Source organism: Limimaricola sp. G21655-S1 (assembly GCF_027213785.1).
Taxonomy (GTDB): Bacteria; Pseudomonadota; Alphaproteobacteria; order Rhodobacterales; family Rhodobacteraceae; genus Limimaricola.
On sequence record NZ_JAPWGO010000036.1, the window covers coordinates 1 to 15,134 of the forward strand.

Genomic DNA, 15,134 nt, shown 5'->3' on the forward strand with positions numbered 1-15,134 from the left:
AACCTGACCGACCGGATCACCTATCTCGAGGAAGGCGACCGGGCCGAGGTGACCCGCGCGGGCGCGGTGATCTTCGATGCGCAGGGCCGCGAGGTCTCGCGCTCCGAGAAGCGCATCGCCCAGGCGGCGGCGCAGGTCGACAAGGCCGGGCACAAGCACTTCATGGCCAAGGAAATCGCCGAGCAGCCCCGGGTGCTGGCCGAGGCGCTGGGGCACTACCTGACGCCCGAGGGCCAGATCGCCCTGCCCGAGCCCGGCATCGACTTCACCGCCATCGACCGGCTGACGCTGGTCGCCTGCGGCACCGCCTTCTACGCCTGCAACGTCGCGAAATACTGGTTCGAGCAGGTGGCGCGGCTGCCGGTCGAGATCGACGTCGCCTCGGAATACCGCTACCGCGAGCCCCCGGTCCCGGCGCGCTCGGCCGCGCTCTTCGTCAGCCAGTCGGGCGAGACCGCCGACACGCTGGCGGCGCTGCGCTATGCCAAGGGCAAGGCCTCCAGCATCCTGTCGGTGGTCAACGTCACCGAGAGCTCGATCGCGCGCGACAGCGACCTCGCGCTGCCGATCCTCGCCGGCGCCGAGATCGGCGTCGCCTCGACCAAGGCCTTCACCTGCCAGCTCCTGGTGCTGGGGATCCTGGCGCTCGAGGCGGCGCGGCAGCGCGGCACGCTCGACGCGGCCGAACTCGCCGGGCATCTGCGCGGCCTGCGCGAACTGCCGGGACTGATCCATCAGGGATTGACCATCGAGGCCGAATGCCAGCGCGTCGCGCGCGGGCTTTCCGAGGCCCGCGACATCCTGTTCCTCGGTCGGGGCCGGATGTATCCCCTGGCGCTGGAAGGCGCGCTGAAGCTGAAGGAAATCAGCTACATCCACGCCGAAGCTTACGCGTCGGGCGAGCTCAAGCACGGCCCCATCGCGCTGGTGGACGAGCACGTGCCGGTGATCGTGATGGCGCCGCATGACGAGCTGTTCGACAAGACCGTGTCGAACATGCAGGAGGTGATGGCGCGCGGCGGCAAGGTGCTGCTGATCACCGACGCCACCGGCGCGCGGATCGCCGGCGAGGGCGTCTGGGAGGTGATCACCCTGCCCGAGCTCGACCCGCTCTGGGCGCCGATCCTCTACGCCCTGCCGGCGCAGCTCCTCGCCTACCACACCGCCGTGGCCAAGGGCACCGACGTCGACCAGCCCCGAAACCTCGCCAAATCCGTCACCGTCGAGTGAAACGACAAAAAAGGGGGGGGGGGCAAGATATGCCCCCCAGCCCATACCGGAAATGTTGAGATCAGAACAATTCTCTGACGAAAGTGAAACGTTTCCTAAGGCTTGCCGGCATCAATCCCCAGCTATCTTCTCGAAGAAATTTTCGACAGGATAAGGGATTGGAGCAAGTGAGGCCCAGATTGGGAGAGGCGCGAGGCGCCATCTTTTTTATCATCCGCCGATTAGCTTGACGAAGAGGCTGCCAGCAATGGCCCCAGCGGCGAGCGTCACGACGCCCACCTTCCAGAACTCGGTCTTGGAATGCTTGAGCATGAGCGAGACTTGCGCCTTAACCAGCTCATATTCTTGGCGATCCTGATCAGTCATGGTGCCTCCTGCCCTATAATGCAGTGATTGGCGTGCTCTCTTGCTTAATGTTTCCTGACGCCTTGCCTTCAACACTCATAGCATGGGCTGGGATATGCCTCCCTTCTTGCATCTCGTCACAAAGCATCGCCCGGAAACCCGGCCGGTTGCCGCTCAGCCGCTATAGACCGTCAGTTCCGGCAGAGACGTCAGCGACACCTCCAGCAGGCGCATCGCCGGCAGGCTGATCTCGCTGCCCGACCCTGCAGCGCCGCCCGAGGGGCGCAGTTCGAGCTTCACCGATTTGCCATTCGCCGCCTCGACCCGGCCTTGCGTGACGCTGCTCACCAGGGGCGTCTCGATCCAGAGCCCCGGATCGGCGGGCGATCCCAGCGAGGCGATGGTCGTGCCGAGCCTCTGCTCGCCCGCGGGTTCCGGCGCCGCCGTGGCCGCCGCGCGCTGTTCCGGCGTCGTGGTGTCGAGCGCGGCCGCGCTTGCGGCCTCGGGCGGCGGCGGTGGCGCGCTTTGTACCGCCGGTTGCGGCGCGGCGGCGGTGGCCTCCGATGCCGGGGCCGCAGAGGGGGCGCTGGCCTGTTGCATCTCTGCGCAGGCGGACAGGAGACCGAGCGCGGCGAGGGCGGTGGGGATCATGAGGCGTGTCATGCGCTGGAGGATAGCGGCGCGCCCTGCCCGGACAAGTGCCTGTATGGCCCGGAGTTCACCGGCAGTTTGCTTGCCATCGCCTCCCCCCGACCCTACCTTCGCGCCATGACAATCGCACCCGTCCCGCCCCCGGCAGCCCCGTTGATCGATCCCTTCGCCCGGGCGATCCGCTACCTGCGGGTTTCGGTCACCGATCGCTGCGACTTTCGCTGCGTCTATTGCATGTCCGAGAAGATGCAGTTCCTGCCCAAGGCCGAGCTGCTGACGCTCGAAGAGCTGGACCGGCTTTGCTCGGCCTTCGTGCGGCTCGGGGTCGAAAAGCTGCGCATCACCGGCGGCGAGCCCTTGGTGCGGCGCAACATCATGGAGTTCTTCCGCTCCATGACCCGCCACCTCGAATCGGGCGCGCTCAAGGAATTGACGCTGACCACCAATGGCAGCCAGCTCGGCAAGTACGCGACCGAGCTCTATGCGGCCGGCGTGCGGCGGGTGAACGTCTCGCTCGACACGCTCGACGAGGCGAAATTCGCCCGCGTCACCCGCTGGGGCCGCCTGCCTCAGGTGCTGGATGGCATCGACGCGGCGCTGGCCGCCGGGCTCAAGGTCAAGATCAACACCGTCGCGCTCAAGGGCTTCAACGAGGACGAGCTGTTCACGCTGACCGAGTTCTGCGCCGCACGTGACATGGACCTGACCTTCATCGAGGTCATGCCGATGGGCGATATCGGCAACGAGGACCGGATCGGCCAGTACTGGAACCTGCGCGAACTGCGGGAGTCTCTGGGCGAGCGTTACTCGCTGCACGACCTGCCCGACCGCACCGGCGGTCCTGCGCGCTATGTCATGCTCGGAGAGACGCGCCAGAGGGTGGGCTTCATCACCCCGATGAGCCATAATTTCTGCGAAAGCTGCAACCGGGTGCGTGTCACCTGCACGGGCGAGATCTATACCTGTCTCGGGCAGGAGGGCCATTCCGACCTGCGTGGCCCGCTGCGCGCGAGCGAAGGGGATGCCGGGCTCGAGCAGGCGATCCGCGCCGCCATCGCGCTCAAGCCCAAGGGGCATGATTTCGACTATGACCGGCAGGAGGTATCTGGCCGGGTCAGCCGTCACATGAGCCATACCGGCGGATGAGCGCTGAGCCTTGGCCGCTGCGGCTCTGGCTCGGGGGAACGCTGGCGCTGCCGCGCATGGCCGAGTTCGCCCTGGCGCGCCGCGTGCATCGCGGCCAGAACTCCGCCCCTGCCCGCTTGGGCGAGCGGTTGGGGCGAGCCGGTCTTCCCCGTCCGCAAGGTCGCCTCGTCTGGATCAATGCCGCCTCGGTCGGCGAGGTCGCCTCGGTGGCCGGGCTCGCCCGTGATCTCGTGGACGAGGGAAACCACGTCCTCGTTACCACGACGACCACGACGGGCGGAGTGCGGGCGCGTGCCATCGAAGCTGTGCTGCACCAATACCAACCGCTCGATACCGCCCGCGCGACCCGGCGATTCCTCGATCACTGGCGGCCCGATCTCGCCTGCTTCGTGGAGGGAGACCTCTGGCCACGCCTGCTGGCCGAGACTTCGGCGCGACGGGTGCCGCTGGCCCTGTTGAATGCCCGTCCCTCGCGGTCGCGGGTCCGGGCGCCGAAGCTCAGCGCCGCGATGCTGGCGCGGTTCGACCTTGTCACCGCGCAAAGCGAGGCGGTGCGCGAGGAGATCGTCTCGCTCGGCCTGCCCGAAGGCGCGGTGCTCGCGCCCGGCGACCTGAAATCCGCCGCCGCCCCCCTGCCCGCCGATCCGGCACGGCTCGACACCCTGCGCGCGGAGTTCGACGGTGCCCCGCTCTGGGCCGCCGTTTCCACCCATGCCGAGGACGAGCCCGCGGTGATCACCGCGCATCTGGCGGCACGCGAGCGGCATCCGGGCCTGCGGCTGATCCTCGCGCCGCGTCATCCCGAAAGGGGCGAGGCCGTGGCGCGGGCACTGGAACAGGCCGGGCTCGGTGTGTCAAAGGGCGAGACACCGGGCGGGGCCGAGGTCTGGCTGGTGGACCGGCTGGGAGAGACCGGGCTGATCTATCGCCTCGCGCCGCTGGTGTTTCTCGGCGGCTCCTTCGGGCCGCAGGGCGGGCACAACCCTTGGGAGGCGGCGGCGCTGGGGGCCGCGTTGCTGCACGGGCCACGCGTCGGCAATGCACAGCAGGCCCATGCCGCGCTCGACGCGGGTGGTGCGGCCCGCGAGGTGGCCGAGGCGCAGGCGCTCGGCGAGGCGGTGGCGGAGTTGATCGGCACGCCCGAGCTGGACGCCATGCGCGCTGCGGCACGTCGGATCATGTCGGATCGCGGTCAGGCGCGGCCAAGGACGCTGGCGGCGCTGCGGCAGCTCATGTCCGAGCGGGTTGCGCCGGACGGTCCTTCCTCTAAGGCGATGCCATGACCCTGCGCGCCGTGATCCTCAACGACACCTCGACCCGCTATCACCATGGCTGCGCGCGAGTGATGCGGCTTCTCGTGGAAGGGCTGGAGCGCCATGGCCTGACCGTCACCGCCCGCAGCCCGGCAAGGCACGACTGGGCCTCGGATGCGGGTTTCCTCGACGCGATGCGCGCCGCGCATGTGATCGTCGTCAATGGCGAGGGCACGCTGCATCACGGTCGTCCGGCCGGTGCCCGCCTGCTCGATCTGGGCGGGCACCCGGCGCGGGGCGACAGGCCGCTCGTGCTCGTCAATGCGCTCTGGCAGGACAATCCGGAAAGCTGGTCCGCGCCGCTATCCCGCTTCGACCTTATCGCCGCGCGCGACAGCGCCAGCGCCCGCAGCATGTCGGAGGCTTCTGGACAGGAGGTGCGATGGCTGCCCGATCTGTCGCTCTCCGCCCCCGCCCGCACCGTTGCCGCACCCCGTCACGGCGTGATCGTCGGCGACAGCGTGAAGCCCGGCCCCCGCCGGGTGCTGGGTCGCGCGGCTTCCCACCTCTCCAATGCGACGCTGGTGCCGACCAAGACGCTGTCCGGGGGTCTCTGGCGGTTTGCGCCGGCCCGCGCGGCGCTGGCGGCGGCATGGTACGGGGGGCTCGGCCTTCCGCCCTTGGAGATGCCGGCCAATGAGACCGCCTATCTCGATCGCATCGCTCGAGCCGAACTGCACATCACCGGGCGGTTTCACGCCGTCTGCCTGTCGATGCTGACGGAAACACCTTTCCTGGCGCTCGGCTCCAACGCCTCGAAGATCGAGCGCCTGCTCGCGGATGCGGATCTTGGGCCAGAGCGGCTGCTGCACGCGGACGCGCTGTCGCCACCCCCCGAAACCGCCGCGTTCACGCAGAGCGAATTGTCGGCGATCCGCGCCTTTCGCGAGATGGCCCGGCGCCGGGCCGACACGCTCTATGCGGACATCGCGGCGCTGGCCGGAGGAGCCTCATGAACAGGATCGTCTTCGAGATCGCCAAGCGGCGCGGTGACGAGATGCGACTGTCGCGGATCGGGCTGTCCGAAGCGGCGCTGCTGTCGCGGCTCGCGGGACGCCGCGTGGCGCTGGTCGGCAACGCGCGGTCGCTGGCCGAAAAGGCGCAAGGCCCGGAAATCGACGCCGCCGACATCGTGATCCGCCTCAACACCGCGCCGATGCCGGACCCTGCCTCGCACGGGACGCGCACCGACTGGCTCGCCATGTCGATCCCGGTGCCACAGGAAGCGATCGCGGCGCGGGCACCCGAATTGCTTTTGTGGATGACGCCCAAGCGCAAGCGCCTGCCATGGCGCGTAGCCCAAGCGCCGGGCTTTGCGCTGTTGCCCGCGATCCGTGCGGCGGCGCTGCGCGACGAGTTGGGCGCGCGCCCCACCACGGGCATGCTCGCTATCGATCTTCTCGCGCGATCGGATCTGGCCTCGGCGCGGCTTCACGGCTTCGATTTCTTCGCGTCGAAATCGCTCTCGGGCGGTCGTGGCGCGGCGGACGTGCCGCATGATTTCGCCGCCGAGCGCGACCGGGTGGCGGCGCTCATCGCCGCCGACCCGCGCTTTTCGCTGGCCTGAACTCAGGCCGCCGGCATCCGGCGCTCGACGACGCCCGCCCACCATGAGCAACCCGCCGGGATCGCCTCATCCGAAAAATCGTATTCGGGGTGATGCACCGAGGCCGTGTCGCCATTGCCCACGAGGATGTAGGCGCCGGGGCGTTCCTCGAGCATGTAGGCGAAATCCTCGCCGCCCATGATCAACGGCGCCTCGGCGCAGTCGCCGGAAACCTCGCGCGCCACTTCGGCCGCGAACTCGGTCTCGGCCCCGTGGTTGATCATCACCGGGTAGCCCTTGATGTAGTTGACCTTCGCCTCGGCGCCGTAGGCGCGCGCCGTGGTCTCGGCGATGGCGGTGAGCCGGTCCTGCCCCAGCTTGCGCAGCTCGGGCGACATGGTGCGGACCGTACCCTTCATGTGCACCCGCTGGGCGATCACGTTGAACGCCTTGGACGAGGTCTCGAAGGAGGTGACCGAGACCACGATCTGCTCGGTCGGGTCGGCGTTGCGGCTGGCGATAGATTGCAGGGCAAGGACCACATGGCTGGCGACAAGCGTCGAATCGACCGTCTCGTGCGGCTTGGCGGCGTGGCCGCCCTTCCCCTCGATGGTGATCTCGAACTGGTCGGTCGAGGCGAAGAAGGCGCCGGGCCGGATCGCGAAGCTGCCCAGCGGCAGGCCGGGCCAGTTGTGCATGCCATAGACCTCCTGGATGCCGAAGCGCTCCATCAGCCCGTCGGCGCACATCTCGCGGCCACCGCCGCCACCCTCTTCGGCGGGCTGGAAGATGACCACCACCGTACCGTCGAAATTGCGCGTTTCGGCAAGGTATTTCGCCGCGCCCAGCAGCATCGCCGTGTGCCCGTCATGGCCGCAGGCATGCATCGCGCCCGGCGTCTTGGAGGCATAGTCGCGGCCCGTCTGCTCGTGGATCGGCAGCGCGTCCATGTCGGCGCGCAGGCCGATCACCTTGCCCGAGCCCGTGCTCTTGCCCCGGATCACGCCGACCACGCCGGTACGGCCCAGCCCCTCGACCACGTCGTCGCAACCGAAGGCGCGCAGCCTTTCGGCCACGATCCCGGAGGTGCGGTGCGTTTCGTAGAGGATCTCGGGGTTCTCGTGCAGGTCGCGCCGCCAGGCGGTGATCTCGGGCAGAAGCTCGGCGAAGCGGTTCTTGATCGGCATGATGCGTCCTCAACGACGGAATTTCGGGTGCGGCGCGAGACTGCGCCCAAGCGCGGCCCGGTGCAAGCCGGTGCCGGGGCTGCCGCGCCGTCAGCGATGCCTCAGGGGCGCCAGTGCTCGCCCACCCATGGTGCGGGCCGGATGTAATGGCGCAGGTAACGCAGCGGCCCGTCCTGCCGCACGTCCGAGAACAGGCCTCGGAGATGCTCGCCCGCGCTGTCGGGGGCATAGGGCGGGTAATGCCCGTCGATCGCGTGGCTCGGATGCAGCCCGCCGGGAAAGATCACGATGCGTGCGTCGGTGGGCAGCTTGGGCGCGGCCAGGTAGTTGAGCGGGAACGGCCTACGGCAATGCATGCGGAAATGCCGGACCCAGGCCTTGGGAAACAGCTTGGCCCCGCCCGGCGCGCTGCGGGTCACGAAGCGCTGCTCGAAGCGGTACTCGTCGGCGATGCCCTGCGGGTCGGCGCGGAATCGCTCCTGCAGCGGCACCAGCTTGCCCACCGGGAAGCGGAACACCGAGGTCTGGCCCAGCTTTTCGAGCGGCGTGTTCGGGTTGCGCGACAGGATCACGTCGTCGGGGTCGCCATGGGTGAAGAAATCGTCGAGCGAGCCGGTGACGACGAGGTCGAGATCCATGAACAGTACCGGGCCGGTCAGATCGCCGAGGCGCGGCCCCCAGAGCCGGGCCTTGGGCCAGATGCCCTTGGAGTTCTTCGGCATCTCGACATCGAGTGGCGGCAGGTCCTCGCACCGCACTTCCGGGCGGATGCCCTCGCGGTTGTCGGTGAAGCAGGTGAAGCTGAAGGGCGGCGTGATGTTGCGCGCCACCATGCCGTAGAGGCGGTTGATGAAGGGCGTGCCGTACTTAGTGCCCCAGTTGATGCAGATCACCTGCTTGATCATCGCGTGCGCCCTTTCTCGTCCTCGCGCCTAACTAGCGCGGCGGGCGCGAAACGGCCAGCCGGGCGCTGGGCGGCGGCGGGGCGCGGCCTAGATCGCCCCGAATGGACGCCCTGCCCCCGATCCCCGCCCCCTACGCGACCGCCGACTGGCGCCGCCGCATCGCCGATCTCTATGCCGCGATCCGCGCCGAGCCCGATCCGCAGGCGGCTTGGCGACTTTGGCACGAAACCCGCTCGCGGCTGTTTCGCGATCACCCCGCCTCGCCGCTGTCGCCCGATCAGAAGGCGCGGTTCGAAGGCATCGCGCTCTGGCCCTATGATCCCGACCTGCGCTTCGAGGTGGGGCTGTCGCCTCAGGACGGCCCGGCCATCGATTTCGAGCTTGGCCCGGATGGCCGCATGCGGGCCCGCCCGGTGGCCCGCACCGAGGGGCTCGGCGACAGGCTCGGAGCCGAGCTGAGCCTGTGGTGGATCGAGGGCTATGGCGGCGGGCTGTTCCTGCCGTTCCGCGACGCGACCTGCGGTACGGGCAGCTATGGCGGCGGGCGCTACGCGATCGATGCGATCAAGTCGTCGGATCTGGGCCTCGCCGCCTCGGGCCGGCTGATCCTCGACTTCAACTTCGCCTACTCGCCCTCCTGCGCCTGGAGCCCGGACTGGGTCTGCCCGCTGGCGCCGCCGGAAAACCGGCTGGAGGCCGCGATCGAGGCGGGCGAGCGCGACCCTAGTGGAGCCGCTTCCTGATCCGCTGCAGCATCAGCCAGACCAGCGCCACCACAGGCAGCACCAGCGCCGCCGTCAGCGCCGTTTTGTCGATGCCCATGGGATAGGCCAGCGGCCCGAACAAATAGGTGGCGAGGCTGACGGCGTAATAGCTGATCGCCACGACGCTGAGCCCCTCGACCGTGTGTTGCAGCCTGAGCTGCGCGTCGGCGCGGCGATCCATCGAGGCCAGCAGTTCCTGGTTCTGGGCCGAGCGTTCGACATCGACCCGGGTGCGCAGCAGATCGCCCGCCCGGGCCGCCCGTTCGGACATGGCGGCGAGCCGGCGGTCGGTCGATTCGACGGTGCGCATCGCCGGGTCGAAGCGGCGCATCATGAACTCCGCGAAGGTCTGCCGCCCGCCGAAACGCCCCTCGCGCAGCACGCCGATGCGCTGGTTGACCAGCGTCTCGTAGGCCCGCGTGGCGCCCGAGCGGAACCCCGACTGCGCGCGCAGCTTCTCCAGCTCGGCCGAAACCTCGAGCAGCACGGCGAGCGTGGCGGCGGGATCGCCGGGGCCCGCCGCCATCTCGGCCACGAGATCCGACAGGCGGGTCTCCAGCGCACCGATGCGCGGTCCCATGGCGCGGGCCTGCGCCAGACCCAGCATCGCCATGGTCTTGTAGGTCTCGATTTCGCATAGCCGCTGCACCACGCGGCCGATCCGCCGCTCGCCCGTGCCGGGGCGCGCGAAGACGGCAAAGCGCATGTGGCCCGCCGGATCGATGCGGAAATCCCCCGCGACGATCAACTGGTCGTCGAGCACACGGCTCATCGCCATGCTCTCGGCCACGAACCACGATTCTGCCCGCCGCGCGATCTCTTCCTCGCCGGTGGCCAGTTCGACACGGATCAGGGCCGAGGTGAGCCGCCGGCCCGGGATCGCCGCAAGCCATTCCGCGGGAAACCCCGCCAGCCCGTCACGAAACGGTGGCTCGGAAGGGCCGTCGCTCAGGATCATGTAGGTGACGAACTCGGTATGGCTTTCCCATTTCAGCCGGTGTCGCCCGATCTGGCCGGACCAATGCGTGGCGCCAGGCTGAGGGTGCGGCGCCCCGAACCAATCGAGCAGCGCCAGCAGATGCGCCCGCTCGGCCTCGATGTCGCGCGGCGCGCCATCGGCCGGGCCGATCGCCAGAAAGGATGCCTGCCCCGGCGCATTGAGGCTCGGAAAGGGCCGCGCATGCAGTTCGTTGGCCAGTTCCTGGCGTAGCGGATGATCGGCGAGGGTCATGGCGGCTCCGGCGATTGACGTCGGGGGAAGATGGCCGCGCGGCCCGCCGGTGTAAACAGGGGAAAAGGTCGCACGAACAGCCGCTTGGCGCATGCGTTCGCATACCGCGTCCGGGTTGTGCAGCGAGGGTGGTTTTCGCCAAGCCGGAAGGCACCCATATCGGGTCCGACCGCAGGAGCCATGACATGCAGACGTTTTCCCTACTCGATCTCGCCCCGGTGACCGAAGCCGAGACCCCGGCGCAGGCCTTGGCCAACGCCGCCGATCTCGCGCGCCATGCCGAGCGCTTGGGCTATCACCGCTACTGGCTGGCCGAGCATCACAACATGCCCGGCATCGCCTCGGCCGCCACCGCCGTGGTCATCGGCCACGTGGCGCAGGCGACATCGACGATCCGCGTCGGTGCGGGCGGCATCATGCTGCCCAATCACGCGCCGCTGGTCGTGGCCGAGCAGTTCGGCACGCTCGACGCGCTCCACCCGGGCCGGATCGATCTCGGGCTGGGCCGGGCGCCCGGCACCGATGGCGCGACGACGCAGGCGCTCCGGCGCTACCACCAATCGGCCGATGCCTTCCCGCAGGACGTGGTCGAACTGATCTCCTATCTCGACGATGACGAGGGCAAGGCACCCGTGAGGGCGGTGCCGGGCATGGGCTCGCATCTGCCGGTCTGGATCTTGGGCTCCTCGACCTTCGGGGCGCAGCTGGCCGCCTATCTCGGCCTGCCCTACGCCTTCGCCTCGCATTTCGCGCCGCAGATGCTGGAGCCCGCGATTCAGGCTTACCGCGAGGGATTCCGCCCCTCGGAGCGGCTCGAAAAGCCCTATTTCATGATGGCCGCCGGGTTGCACGCGGCCGATACGGACGAGGAAGCGCGCTATCACCGCACCTCGCAGATCCTCTCGTTTGCACGGCTCAGGACCGGGACACCGGGCCGCCTGTCGCGCCCGGTCGAGAACCTCGCCGACCACGTTTCGGCCAGCGCCATCGCGGGCGCCGAGGCGGCGCTCTCGGTCTCGGCGACCGGCGGCCCCGACACGGTGCGCCGCCAGCTGCGCGAGATCATCGACCGCTACCGGCCCGACGAGTTGATGCTCACCGGCATGATGTTCGATGTCGACGCACGCAAACGCAGCCTCGAGATCGGCGCCGAGGTGCTGTCCGACATGAAAACGCCCGCCATGACCTGAGGGTCATGGCGGGCGCAGACCTGACCGGGAATGCAGCCCCTTGGGTCGTCGTCACCCGGGCGGCAACGCCGCCCGGTATCTCTTACAGAACCACCACGTCCAGCGGCGGGAAGCCGTTGAAGCAGACCGAGGAATAGGTCGAGGTGTAGGCGCCGGTGTTGCGGATCAGCACCCGGTCGCCGGATTTGAGGTTCAGCGGCAGGTTCATCGGCCGCTTTTCGTAGAGCACGTCGGCGCTGTCGCAGGACGGGCCTGCGAGGATGCAGGGACCGGTGGCCTCGCCGTCATGCGGGGTCACGAACTGGTAGCGGATCGCCTCGCCCTCGGTCTCGGCCAGACCCGAGAAACGGCCGATCGAAAGATAGACCCAGCGATGCATGTCGCGATCCGACTTGCGCGAGGTGAGCATCACCTCGCAGGCGATGACACCGGCCTCGGCGACCATGCCGCGGCCCGGCTCGGCCATCACCCGCTCGGCGCCCGGGAAACGGGCCTCGACCAGCTCCATCACGGCGGCGGCGTAATCGGTGGGGGCCTGGATCTCCTCGCCGTAGAAGGCCGGGAAACCGCCGCCGATGTTCAGAAGCTGCAGCTTGTGGCCGGCCTCCTGCGCGGCGGTCCAGATGCGCGACAGCTCGTCGAGCACCGGCACCCACATCTCGGCATGACGGGTCTGGGAGCCGACATGGAACGAGAAGCCCAGCGGCTCGAGGCCCAGCTCGGTCGCCCGGTCGAGCAGCTTGAGCGCGGTGTCGCGGTCGCAGCCGAACTTGCGGGTCAGCGGCCAATCGGCCGAGGAGGTCTCGACGATCAGGCGGACATAGACCTGCGCGCCCGGCGCGTGCTCGGCGATCTTCTCGAGCTCTTCCTCGGCATCGACCGCGAACATGCGAATGCCGGCGCCGTAGGCGAAGGCAATGTCGGAGACGCGCTTGATGGTGTTGCCGAAGGAGACGTGCTCGGGGCGCGCGCCCTGGGACAGGCACAGCTCGATCTCGCCGCGCGAGGCCGCGTCGAAATGCGAGCCCAGCTGCACGAGGCGCTCGATGATCGCGGGATGCGGGTTGGCCTTCACGGCATAATGGATGTCGGCCCGGCCGAGGCCCGCCTTCAACGCGTCGTACTGGGTCTCCACGCGGTCCACGTCGATCACCAGCGTCGGCCGATCGAACTCGGCACTGGCGGCAAAGGCCTCCAGGCGGTTGGCGACGGCGAAAGAGGGGGCGCTGGCGCCCGCGTAATATGCAGTCATGTGCATCTCCGATAGACAGACGGGGGCCCCGTGAGGCCGGCGGTTCCAAGGGAGACGTTACCGTCGCTGCATAAACGCGTGCTGGGTCTGTGCGTAGGCCCCCGAGGAGGGGCTTGCGTCCAGGCGTGGCCAGAGGCGCGTGCGTTGGCGTCTTGAGGGGGCATTTGGGGCAAAGCCCGAGTCGGATCAAGGGGAAATCTCGGACAAAGCCCAATTTTTTGGCGGCCATCGTTTTGCATGCCGATCCCCCTTGTTCTATAGGGGTTCACCGTCTTCCGGAGGGCCCATGCCGCGTCTCGTCCTGTTCAACAAGCCGATGAACGTGCTGTCGCAGTTCACCGACGCCAAGAGCCCCAGCCCGCGCGCCACCCTGTCGGATTTCATCGACCGGCCGGGGGTCTACCCGGCGGGGCGGCTGGATCGCGACAGCGAGGGGCTGATGCTGCTCACCGATGACGGGCGGCTGCAGGCGCGCATCAGCGATCCGAAGCACAAGATCGAGAAGACCTATCTCGTGCAGGTCGAGGGCAGCCCCACCGAGGCCGATCTGGAGCCGCTCAGGCGCGGCCTGACGCTCAAGGACGGTCCGACCCGCCCCGCCCGGGCCCGGCTGATCGATGCGCCCGCGTTGTGGGAGCGCGATCCCCCGGTACGGTTCCGCAAATCCGTACCGGACGCCTGGATCGAGGTCGCGATCCGCGAGGGGCGCAATCGGCAGGTCCGCCGCATGACCGCCGCGGCCGGTTTCCCCACGCTCAGGCTGGTGCGCTGGCGCATCGGCGACTGGACGCTGGACGGGCTGGCGCCGGGGGAATGGCGCGAGATCGGGGTCTGAGCTGCCTCCCGGAAGCGGCAGGATTTGCGTATTTGGAGAAAGATGAAGGGGATCAGTCGCTCGGTTGCCATAGCTCGATCGGGTTGCCCTCGGGATCGTGGATCCGCGCGAAACGGCCGATTTCGCTGTCCCATTCGTCGCGTCGCTCCACCGCGATGCCGGCCGCCTCGAGCTGCGCCACCATCGCGTCGAGATCGGCGACGCGGAAATTGATCATCCATTGCTGCTCGGGCCGGCCGAAATACTCCGTGTCGCGCGGAAACGGCATCAGAACGGTCGGCCCCGCCTCCTGCCGCCAGATCGAGGGCCCCGGCCCCTCGATGCCCAGATGGTCGAGATACCACTTGGCAAGAGCCTCGGGATCGCGCGCCCGTAAGAACACTCCGCCGATGCCGGTCACCTTCTCCATTGCCCTCGCCTCCCATTGCCCGTCGCGGCCAGCCTAGCACGGCCCCGGTCCTGGCGCGCCGGATCTTCGCGCGGGCGTCCTCCCGGCGCCCAGGCGGCGAAACTCACCATCAGCGCCGCGCCGGTGATCGCCGCGACGCCCATGAGCCCCAGCCCATCCGGCATGACCCCGAACAGCGCCGCATCGAACATAAGCGCCCAGACCAGCCCGGTGAAATCGAACGGCGCCAGCACCGCGACCGGTGCCCGTGCCGCCGCCTCGGTCGCCGCCACATGCGCGAGCCCACCCATGAGCCCCGCGCCCAAGAGCCAGAGCATCATCTGCGGCGACGGCATCGCCCAGCCGAAAGGCCATGTCGCCAGCCCGGCCAGGACCGAGACCACGGCGAACCAGAAGGCGATGGTCGCGGGGCGCTCGACCGCCGTCATCGCCTTGATATGCACCCGGACGAAAGCCATGGTCACCGCGTAGCCCAGCCCCGCCGCCACGCCGATCAGCGCGCCCTGCCCCGGTGCCTCCAGCGCCGCGCCGAGCATCATGAGCACGCCGCCGAAGCCCAGAGCCGCCGCCCCCCAGGCCAGCGGTCCGATCCTTTCGCCCAGTATCCACGCCGCGAGCGGCAGCGTCAGGACGGGAGCGAGATATCCCAGCGCCTGCGCATTGGCGACCGGCAGCCAGGCCAGCGACAGGAAGGACAGCGCCATCGACAGCGCCCCGAACAGGCTGCGCGTCAGGTGCAGGCCGGGGCGGCGCGTGACGATGGCCGAGGGAAACTCGCGGCACCAGGCCATGTAGGCGCAGATCGGGATCAGCGCGACGGCAGAGCGCCAGAACACGATCTGCCCCAGCCCGACCTCGCGCGTGGCCACCGCCACCATCGCCGACATCGCGGTGATGAGAAACGCGGCCAGCAGGCGCAGGCCGATGCCGTTCAAGGGAGAGTGCGCCGCCATGGCCGGACACTCGCCCATGGGGCGATACCCCGCAACGACAAAAGGCCCCGCCGGGGCGGGGCCTTTCCTGTCGGTTCGAAAGGATCAGGCAATCTTGCCGAGCAGTTCATCGAGCGATTTCTTGGCGTCGCCGTAGAACATGCGTGTGTTGTCCTTGAAGAAGAGCGGGTTCTCGAT

16 protein-coding genes are annotated in these 15,134 nt (G+C 68.8%); 8 read left to right on the plus strand and 8 right to left on the minus strand.

Annotated elements, in window-relative coordinates:
- A partial coding sequence (gene glmS, locus O4G76_RS18960; RefSeq protein ID WP_269398752.1) for a glutamine--fructose-6-phosphate transaminase (isomerizing) occupies positions 1 to 1,230 on the plus strand: 1,230 nt, incomplete at its 5' end.
- A gap of 210 nt (positions 1,231 to 1,440) precedes the next feature.
- On the opposite strand, the gene O4G76_RS18965 is transcribed toward glmS, so the two are convergent.
- A complete protein-coding gene (locus O4G76_RS18965) occupies positions 1,441 to 1,596 on the minus strand; it encodes a hypothetical protein (protein WP_269398753.1) in 156 nt (51 codons plus the stop codon).
- Between the two features lie 153 nt (positions 1,597 to 1,749).
- Positions 1,750 to 2,226 (minus strand): D-galactarate dehydratase, encoded by a 477-nt coding sequence (locus O4G76_RS18970; RefSeq protein WP_085894769.1) that lies wholly within the window; start codon positions 2,224 to 2,226, stop codon positions 1,750 to 1,752.
- A 117-nt stretch (positions 2,227 to 2,343) separates the two neighbouring features.
- Between O4G76_RS18970 and moaA the strand changes: the two genes are divergently transcribed.
- The 4 genes from moaA to O4G76_RS18990 are packed head-to-tail and all read left to right on the plus strand — an operon-like array spanning position 2,344 to position 6,252.
- Complete coding sequence (moaA, locus tag O4G76_RS18975) at positions 2,344 to 3,372, plus strand: GTP 3',8-cyclase MoaA (protein WP_269398754.1); 1,029 nt, start codon at positions 2,344 to 2,346, stop codon at positions 3,370 to 3,372.
- On the plus strand, positions 3,369 to 4,655 hold the full coding sequence (locus O4G76_RS18980) for a 3-deoxy-D-manno-octulosonic acid transferase (protein ID WP_269398755.1): 1,287 nt from the start codon (positions 3,369 to 3,371) through the stop codon (positions 4,653 to 4,655). The genes moaA and O4G76_RS18980 overlap by 4 nt, the downstream gene beginning before the upstream one ends.
- On the plus strand, positions 4,652 to 5,641 hold the full coding sequence (locus O4G76_RS18985) for a polysaccharide pyruvyl transferase family protein (protein ID WP_269398756.1): 990 nt from the start codon (positions 4,652 to 4,654) through the stop codon (positions 5,639 to 5,641). The genes O4G76_RS18980 and O4G76_RS18985 overlap by 4 nt, the downstream gene beginning before the upstream one ends.
- Complete coding sequence (locus tag O4G76_RS18990; protein ID WP_269398757.1) at positions 5,638 to 6,252, plus strand: glycosyltransferase family 29 protein; 615 nt, start codon at positions 5,638 to 5,640, stop codon at positions 6,250 to 6,252. The genes O4G76_RS18985 and O4G76_RS18990 overlap by 4 nt, the downstream gene beginning before the upstream one ends.
- A 2-nt stretch (positions 6,253 to 6,254) precedes the next feature.
- Here O4G76_RS18990 and O4G76_RS18995 read toward each other — a convergent pair whose 3' ends face one another.
- Both O4G76_RS18995 and O4G76_RS19000 read right to left on the minus strand, forming a co-directional pair.
- The gene (locus O4G76_RS18995) at positions 6,255 to 7,418 is read right to left on the minus strand and encodes a M20 aminoacylase family protein (protein ID WP_269398758.1); all 1,164 of its coding nucleotides are present in this window, start codon (positions 7,416 to 7,418) and stop codon (positions 6,255 to 6,257) included.
- Between the two features lie 101 nt (positions 7,419 to 7,519).
- Positions 7,520 to 8,323 carry a glycosyl transferase gene (locus O4G76_RS19000; protein WP_269398759.1) on the minus strand — a complete coding sequence of 268 codons (804 nt, stop codon included), beginning with the start codon at positions 8,321 to 8,323 and terminating at the stop codon, positions 7,520 to 7,522.
- A gap of 101 nt (positions 8,324 to 8,424) precedes the next feature.
- On the opposite strand from O4G76_RS19000, the gene O4G76_RS19005 reads away from it, so the two are divergent.
- Positions 8,425 to 9,066: a DUF1684 domain-containing protein gene (locus O4G76_RS19005; protein ID WP_269398760.1), complete on the plus strand. Its 642-nt coding sequence runs from the start codon at positions 8,425 to 8,427 to the stop codon at positions 9,064 to 9,066.
- Here the strand turns inward: O4G76_RS19005 and O4G76_RS19010 are convergent.
- Positions 9,047 to 10,318 carry a DUF3422 family protein gene (locus tag O4G76_RS19010; protein ID WP_269398761.1) on the minus strand — a complete coding sequence of 424 codons (1,272 nt, stop codon included), beginning with the start codon at positions 10,316 to 10,318 and terminating at the stop codon, positions 9,047 to 9,049. The two genes, O4G76_RS19005 and O4G76_RS19010, sit on opposite strands and share 20 nt — an antisense overlap.
- A 185-nt stretch (positions 10,319 to 10,503) precedes the next feature.
- Between O4G76_RS19010 and O4G76_RS19015 the strand changes: the two genes are divergently transcribed.
- A complete protein-coding gene (locus O4G76_RS19015; protein WP_269398762.1) occupies positions 10,504 to 11,508 on the plus strand; it encodes an LLM class flavin-dependent oxidoreductase in 1,005 nt (334 codons plus the stop codon).
- An 82-nt stretch (positions 11,509 to 11,590) separates the two neighbouring features.
- On the opposite strand, the gene O4G76_RS19020 is transcribed toward O4G76_RS19015, so the two are convergent.
- Complete coding sequence (locus tag O4G76_RS19020; RefSeq protein ID WP_085894760.1) at positions 11,591 to 12,760, minus strand: type III PLP-dependent enzyme; 1,170 nt, start codon at positions 12,758 to 12,760, stop codon at positions 11,591 to 11,593.
- Between the two features lie 286 nt (positions 12,761 to 13,046).
- On the opposite strand from O4G76_RS19020, the gene O4G76_RS19025 reads away from it, so the two are divergent.
- On the plus strand, positions 13,047 to 13,595 hold the full coding sequence (locus O4G76_RS19025) for a pseudouridine synthase (RefSeq protein ID WP_269398763.1): 549 nt from the start codon (positions 13,047 to 13,049) through the stop codon (positions 13,593 to 13,595).
- 52 nt (positions 13,596 to 13,647) lie between these two features.
- On the opposite strand, the gene O4G76_RS19030 is transcribed toward O4G76_RS19025, so the two are convergent.
- Complete coding sequence (locus tag O4G76_RS19030) at positions 13,648 to 14,004, minus strand: VOC family protein (RefSeq protein ID WP_269398764.1); 357 nt, start codon at positions 14,002 to 14,004, stop codon at positions 13,648 to 13,650.
- A complete protein-coding gene (locus tag O4G76_RS19035; protein ID WP_269398765.1) occupies positions 13,992 to 14,957 on the minus strand; it encodes a DMT family transporter in 966 nt (321 codons plus the stop codon). Before O4G76_RS19035 ends, O4G76_RS19030 begins: the two co-directional genes overlap by 13 nt.
- Positions 14,958 to 15,134 lie beyond the last annotated feature (177 nt).

Bases quoted from the DNA above. Each gene is read 5' to 3' on its own strand.
- O4G76_RS18965 (WP_269398753.1), bottom strand. From the start codon at position 1,596: ATGACTGATCAGGATCGCCAAGAATATGAGCTGGTTAAGGCGCAAGTC.
- O4G76_RS18970 (WP_085894769.1), bottom strand. From the start codon at position 2,226: ATGATCCCCACCGCCCTCGCCGCGCTCGGTCTCCTGTCCGCCTGCGCA.
- moaA (WP_269398754.1), top strand. From the start codon at position 2,344: ATGACAATCGCACCCGTCCCGCCCCCGGCAGCCCCGTTGATCGATCCC.
- O4G76_RS18980 (WP_269398755.1), top strand. From the start codon at position 3,369: ATGAGCGCTGAGCCTTGGCCGCTGCGGCTCTGGCTCGGGGGAACGCTG.
- O4G76_RS18985 (WP_269398756.1), top strand. From the start codon at position 4,652: ATGACCCTGCGCGCCGTGATCCTCAACGACACCTCGACCCGCTATCAC.
- O4G76_RS18990 (WP_269398757.1), top strand. From the start codon at position 5,638: ATGAACAGGATCGTCTTCGAGATCGCCAAGCGGCGCGGTGACGAGATG.
- O4G76_RS18995 (WP_269398758.1), bottom strand. From the start codon at position 7,418: ATGCCGATCAAGAACCGCTTCGCCGAGCTTCTGCCCGAGATCACCGCC.
- O4G76_RS19000 (WP_269398759.1), bottom strand. From the start codon at position 8,323: ATGATCAAGCAGGTGATCTGCATCAACTGGGGCACTAAGTACGGCACG.
- O4G76_RS19005 (WP_269398760.1), top strand. From the start codon at position 8,425: ATGGACGCCCTGCCCCCGATCCCCGCCCCCTACGCGACCGCCGACTGG.
- O4G76_RS19010 (WP_269398761.1), bottom strand. From the start codon at position 10,318: ATGACCCTCGCCGATCATCCGCTACGCCAGGAACTGGCCAACGAACTG.
- O4G76_RS19015 (WP_269398762.1), top strand. From the start codon at position 10,504: ATGCAGACGTTTTCCCTACTCGATCTCGCCCCGGTGACCGAAGCCGAG.
- O4G76_RS19020 (WP_085894760.1), bottom strand. From the start codon at position 12,760: ATGACTGCATATTACGCGGGCGCCAGCGCCCCCTCTTTCGCCGTCGCC.
- O4G76_RS19025 (WP_269398763.1), top strand. From the start codon at position 13,047: ATGCCGCGTCTCGTCCTGTTCAACAAGCCGATGAACGTGCTGTCGCAG.
- O4G76_RS19030 (WP_269398764.1), bottom strand. From the start codon at position 14,004: ATGGAGAAGGTGACCGGCATCGGCGGAGTGTTCTTACGGGCGCGCGAT.
- O4G76_RS19035 (WP_269398765.1), bottom strand. From the start codon at position 14,957: ATGGCGGCGCACTCTCCCTTGAACGGCATCGGCCTGCGCCTGCTGGCC.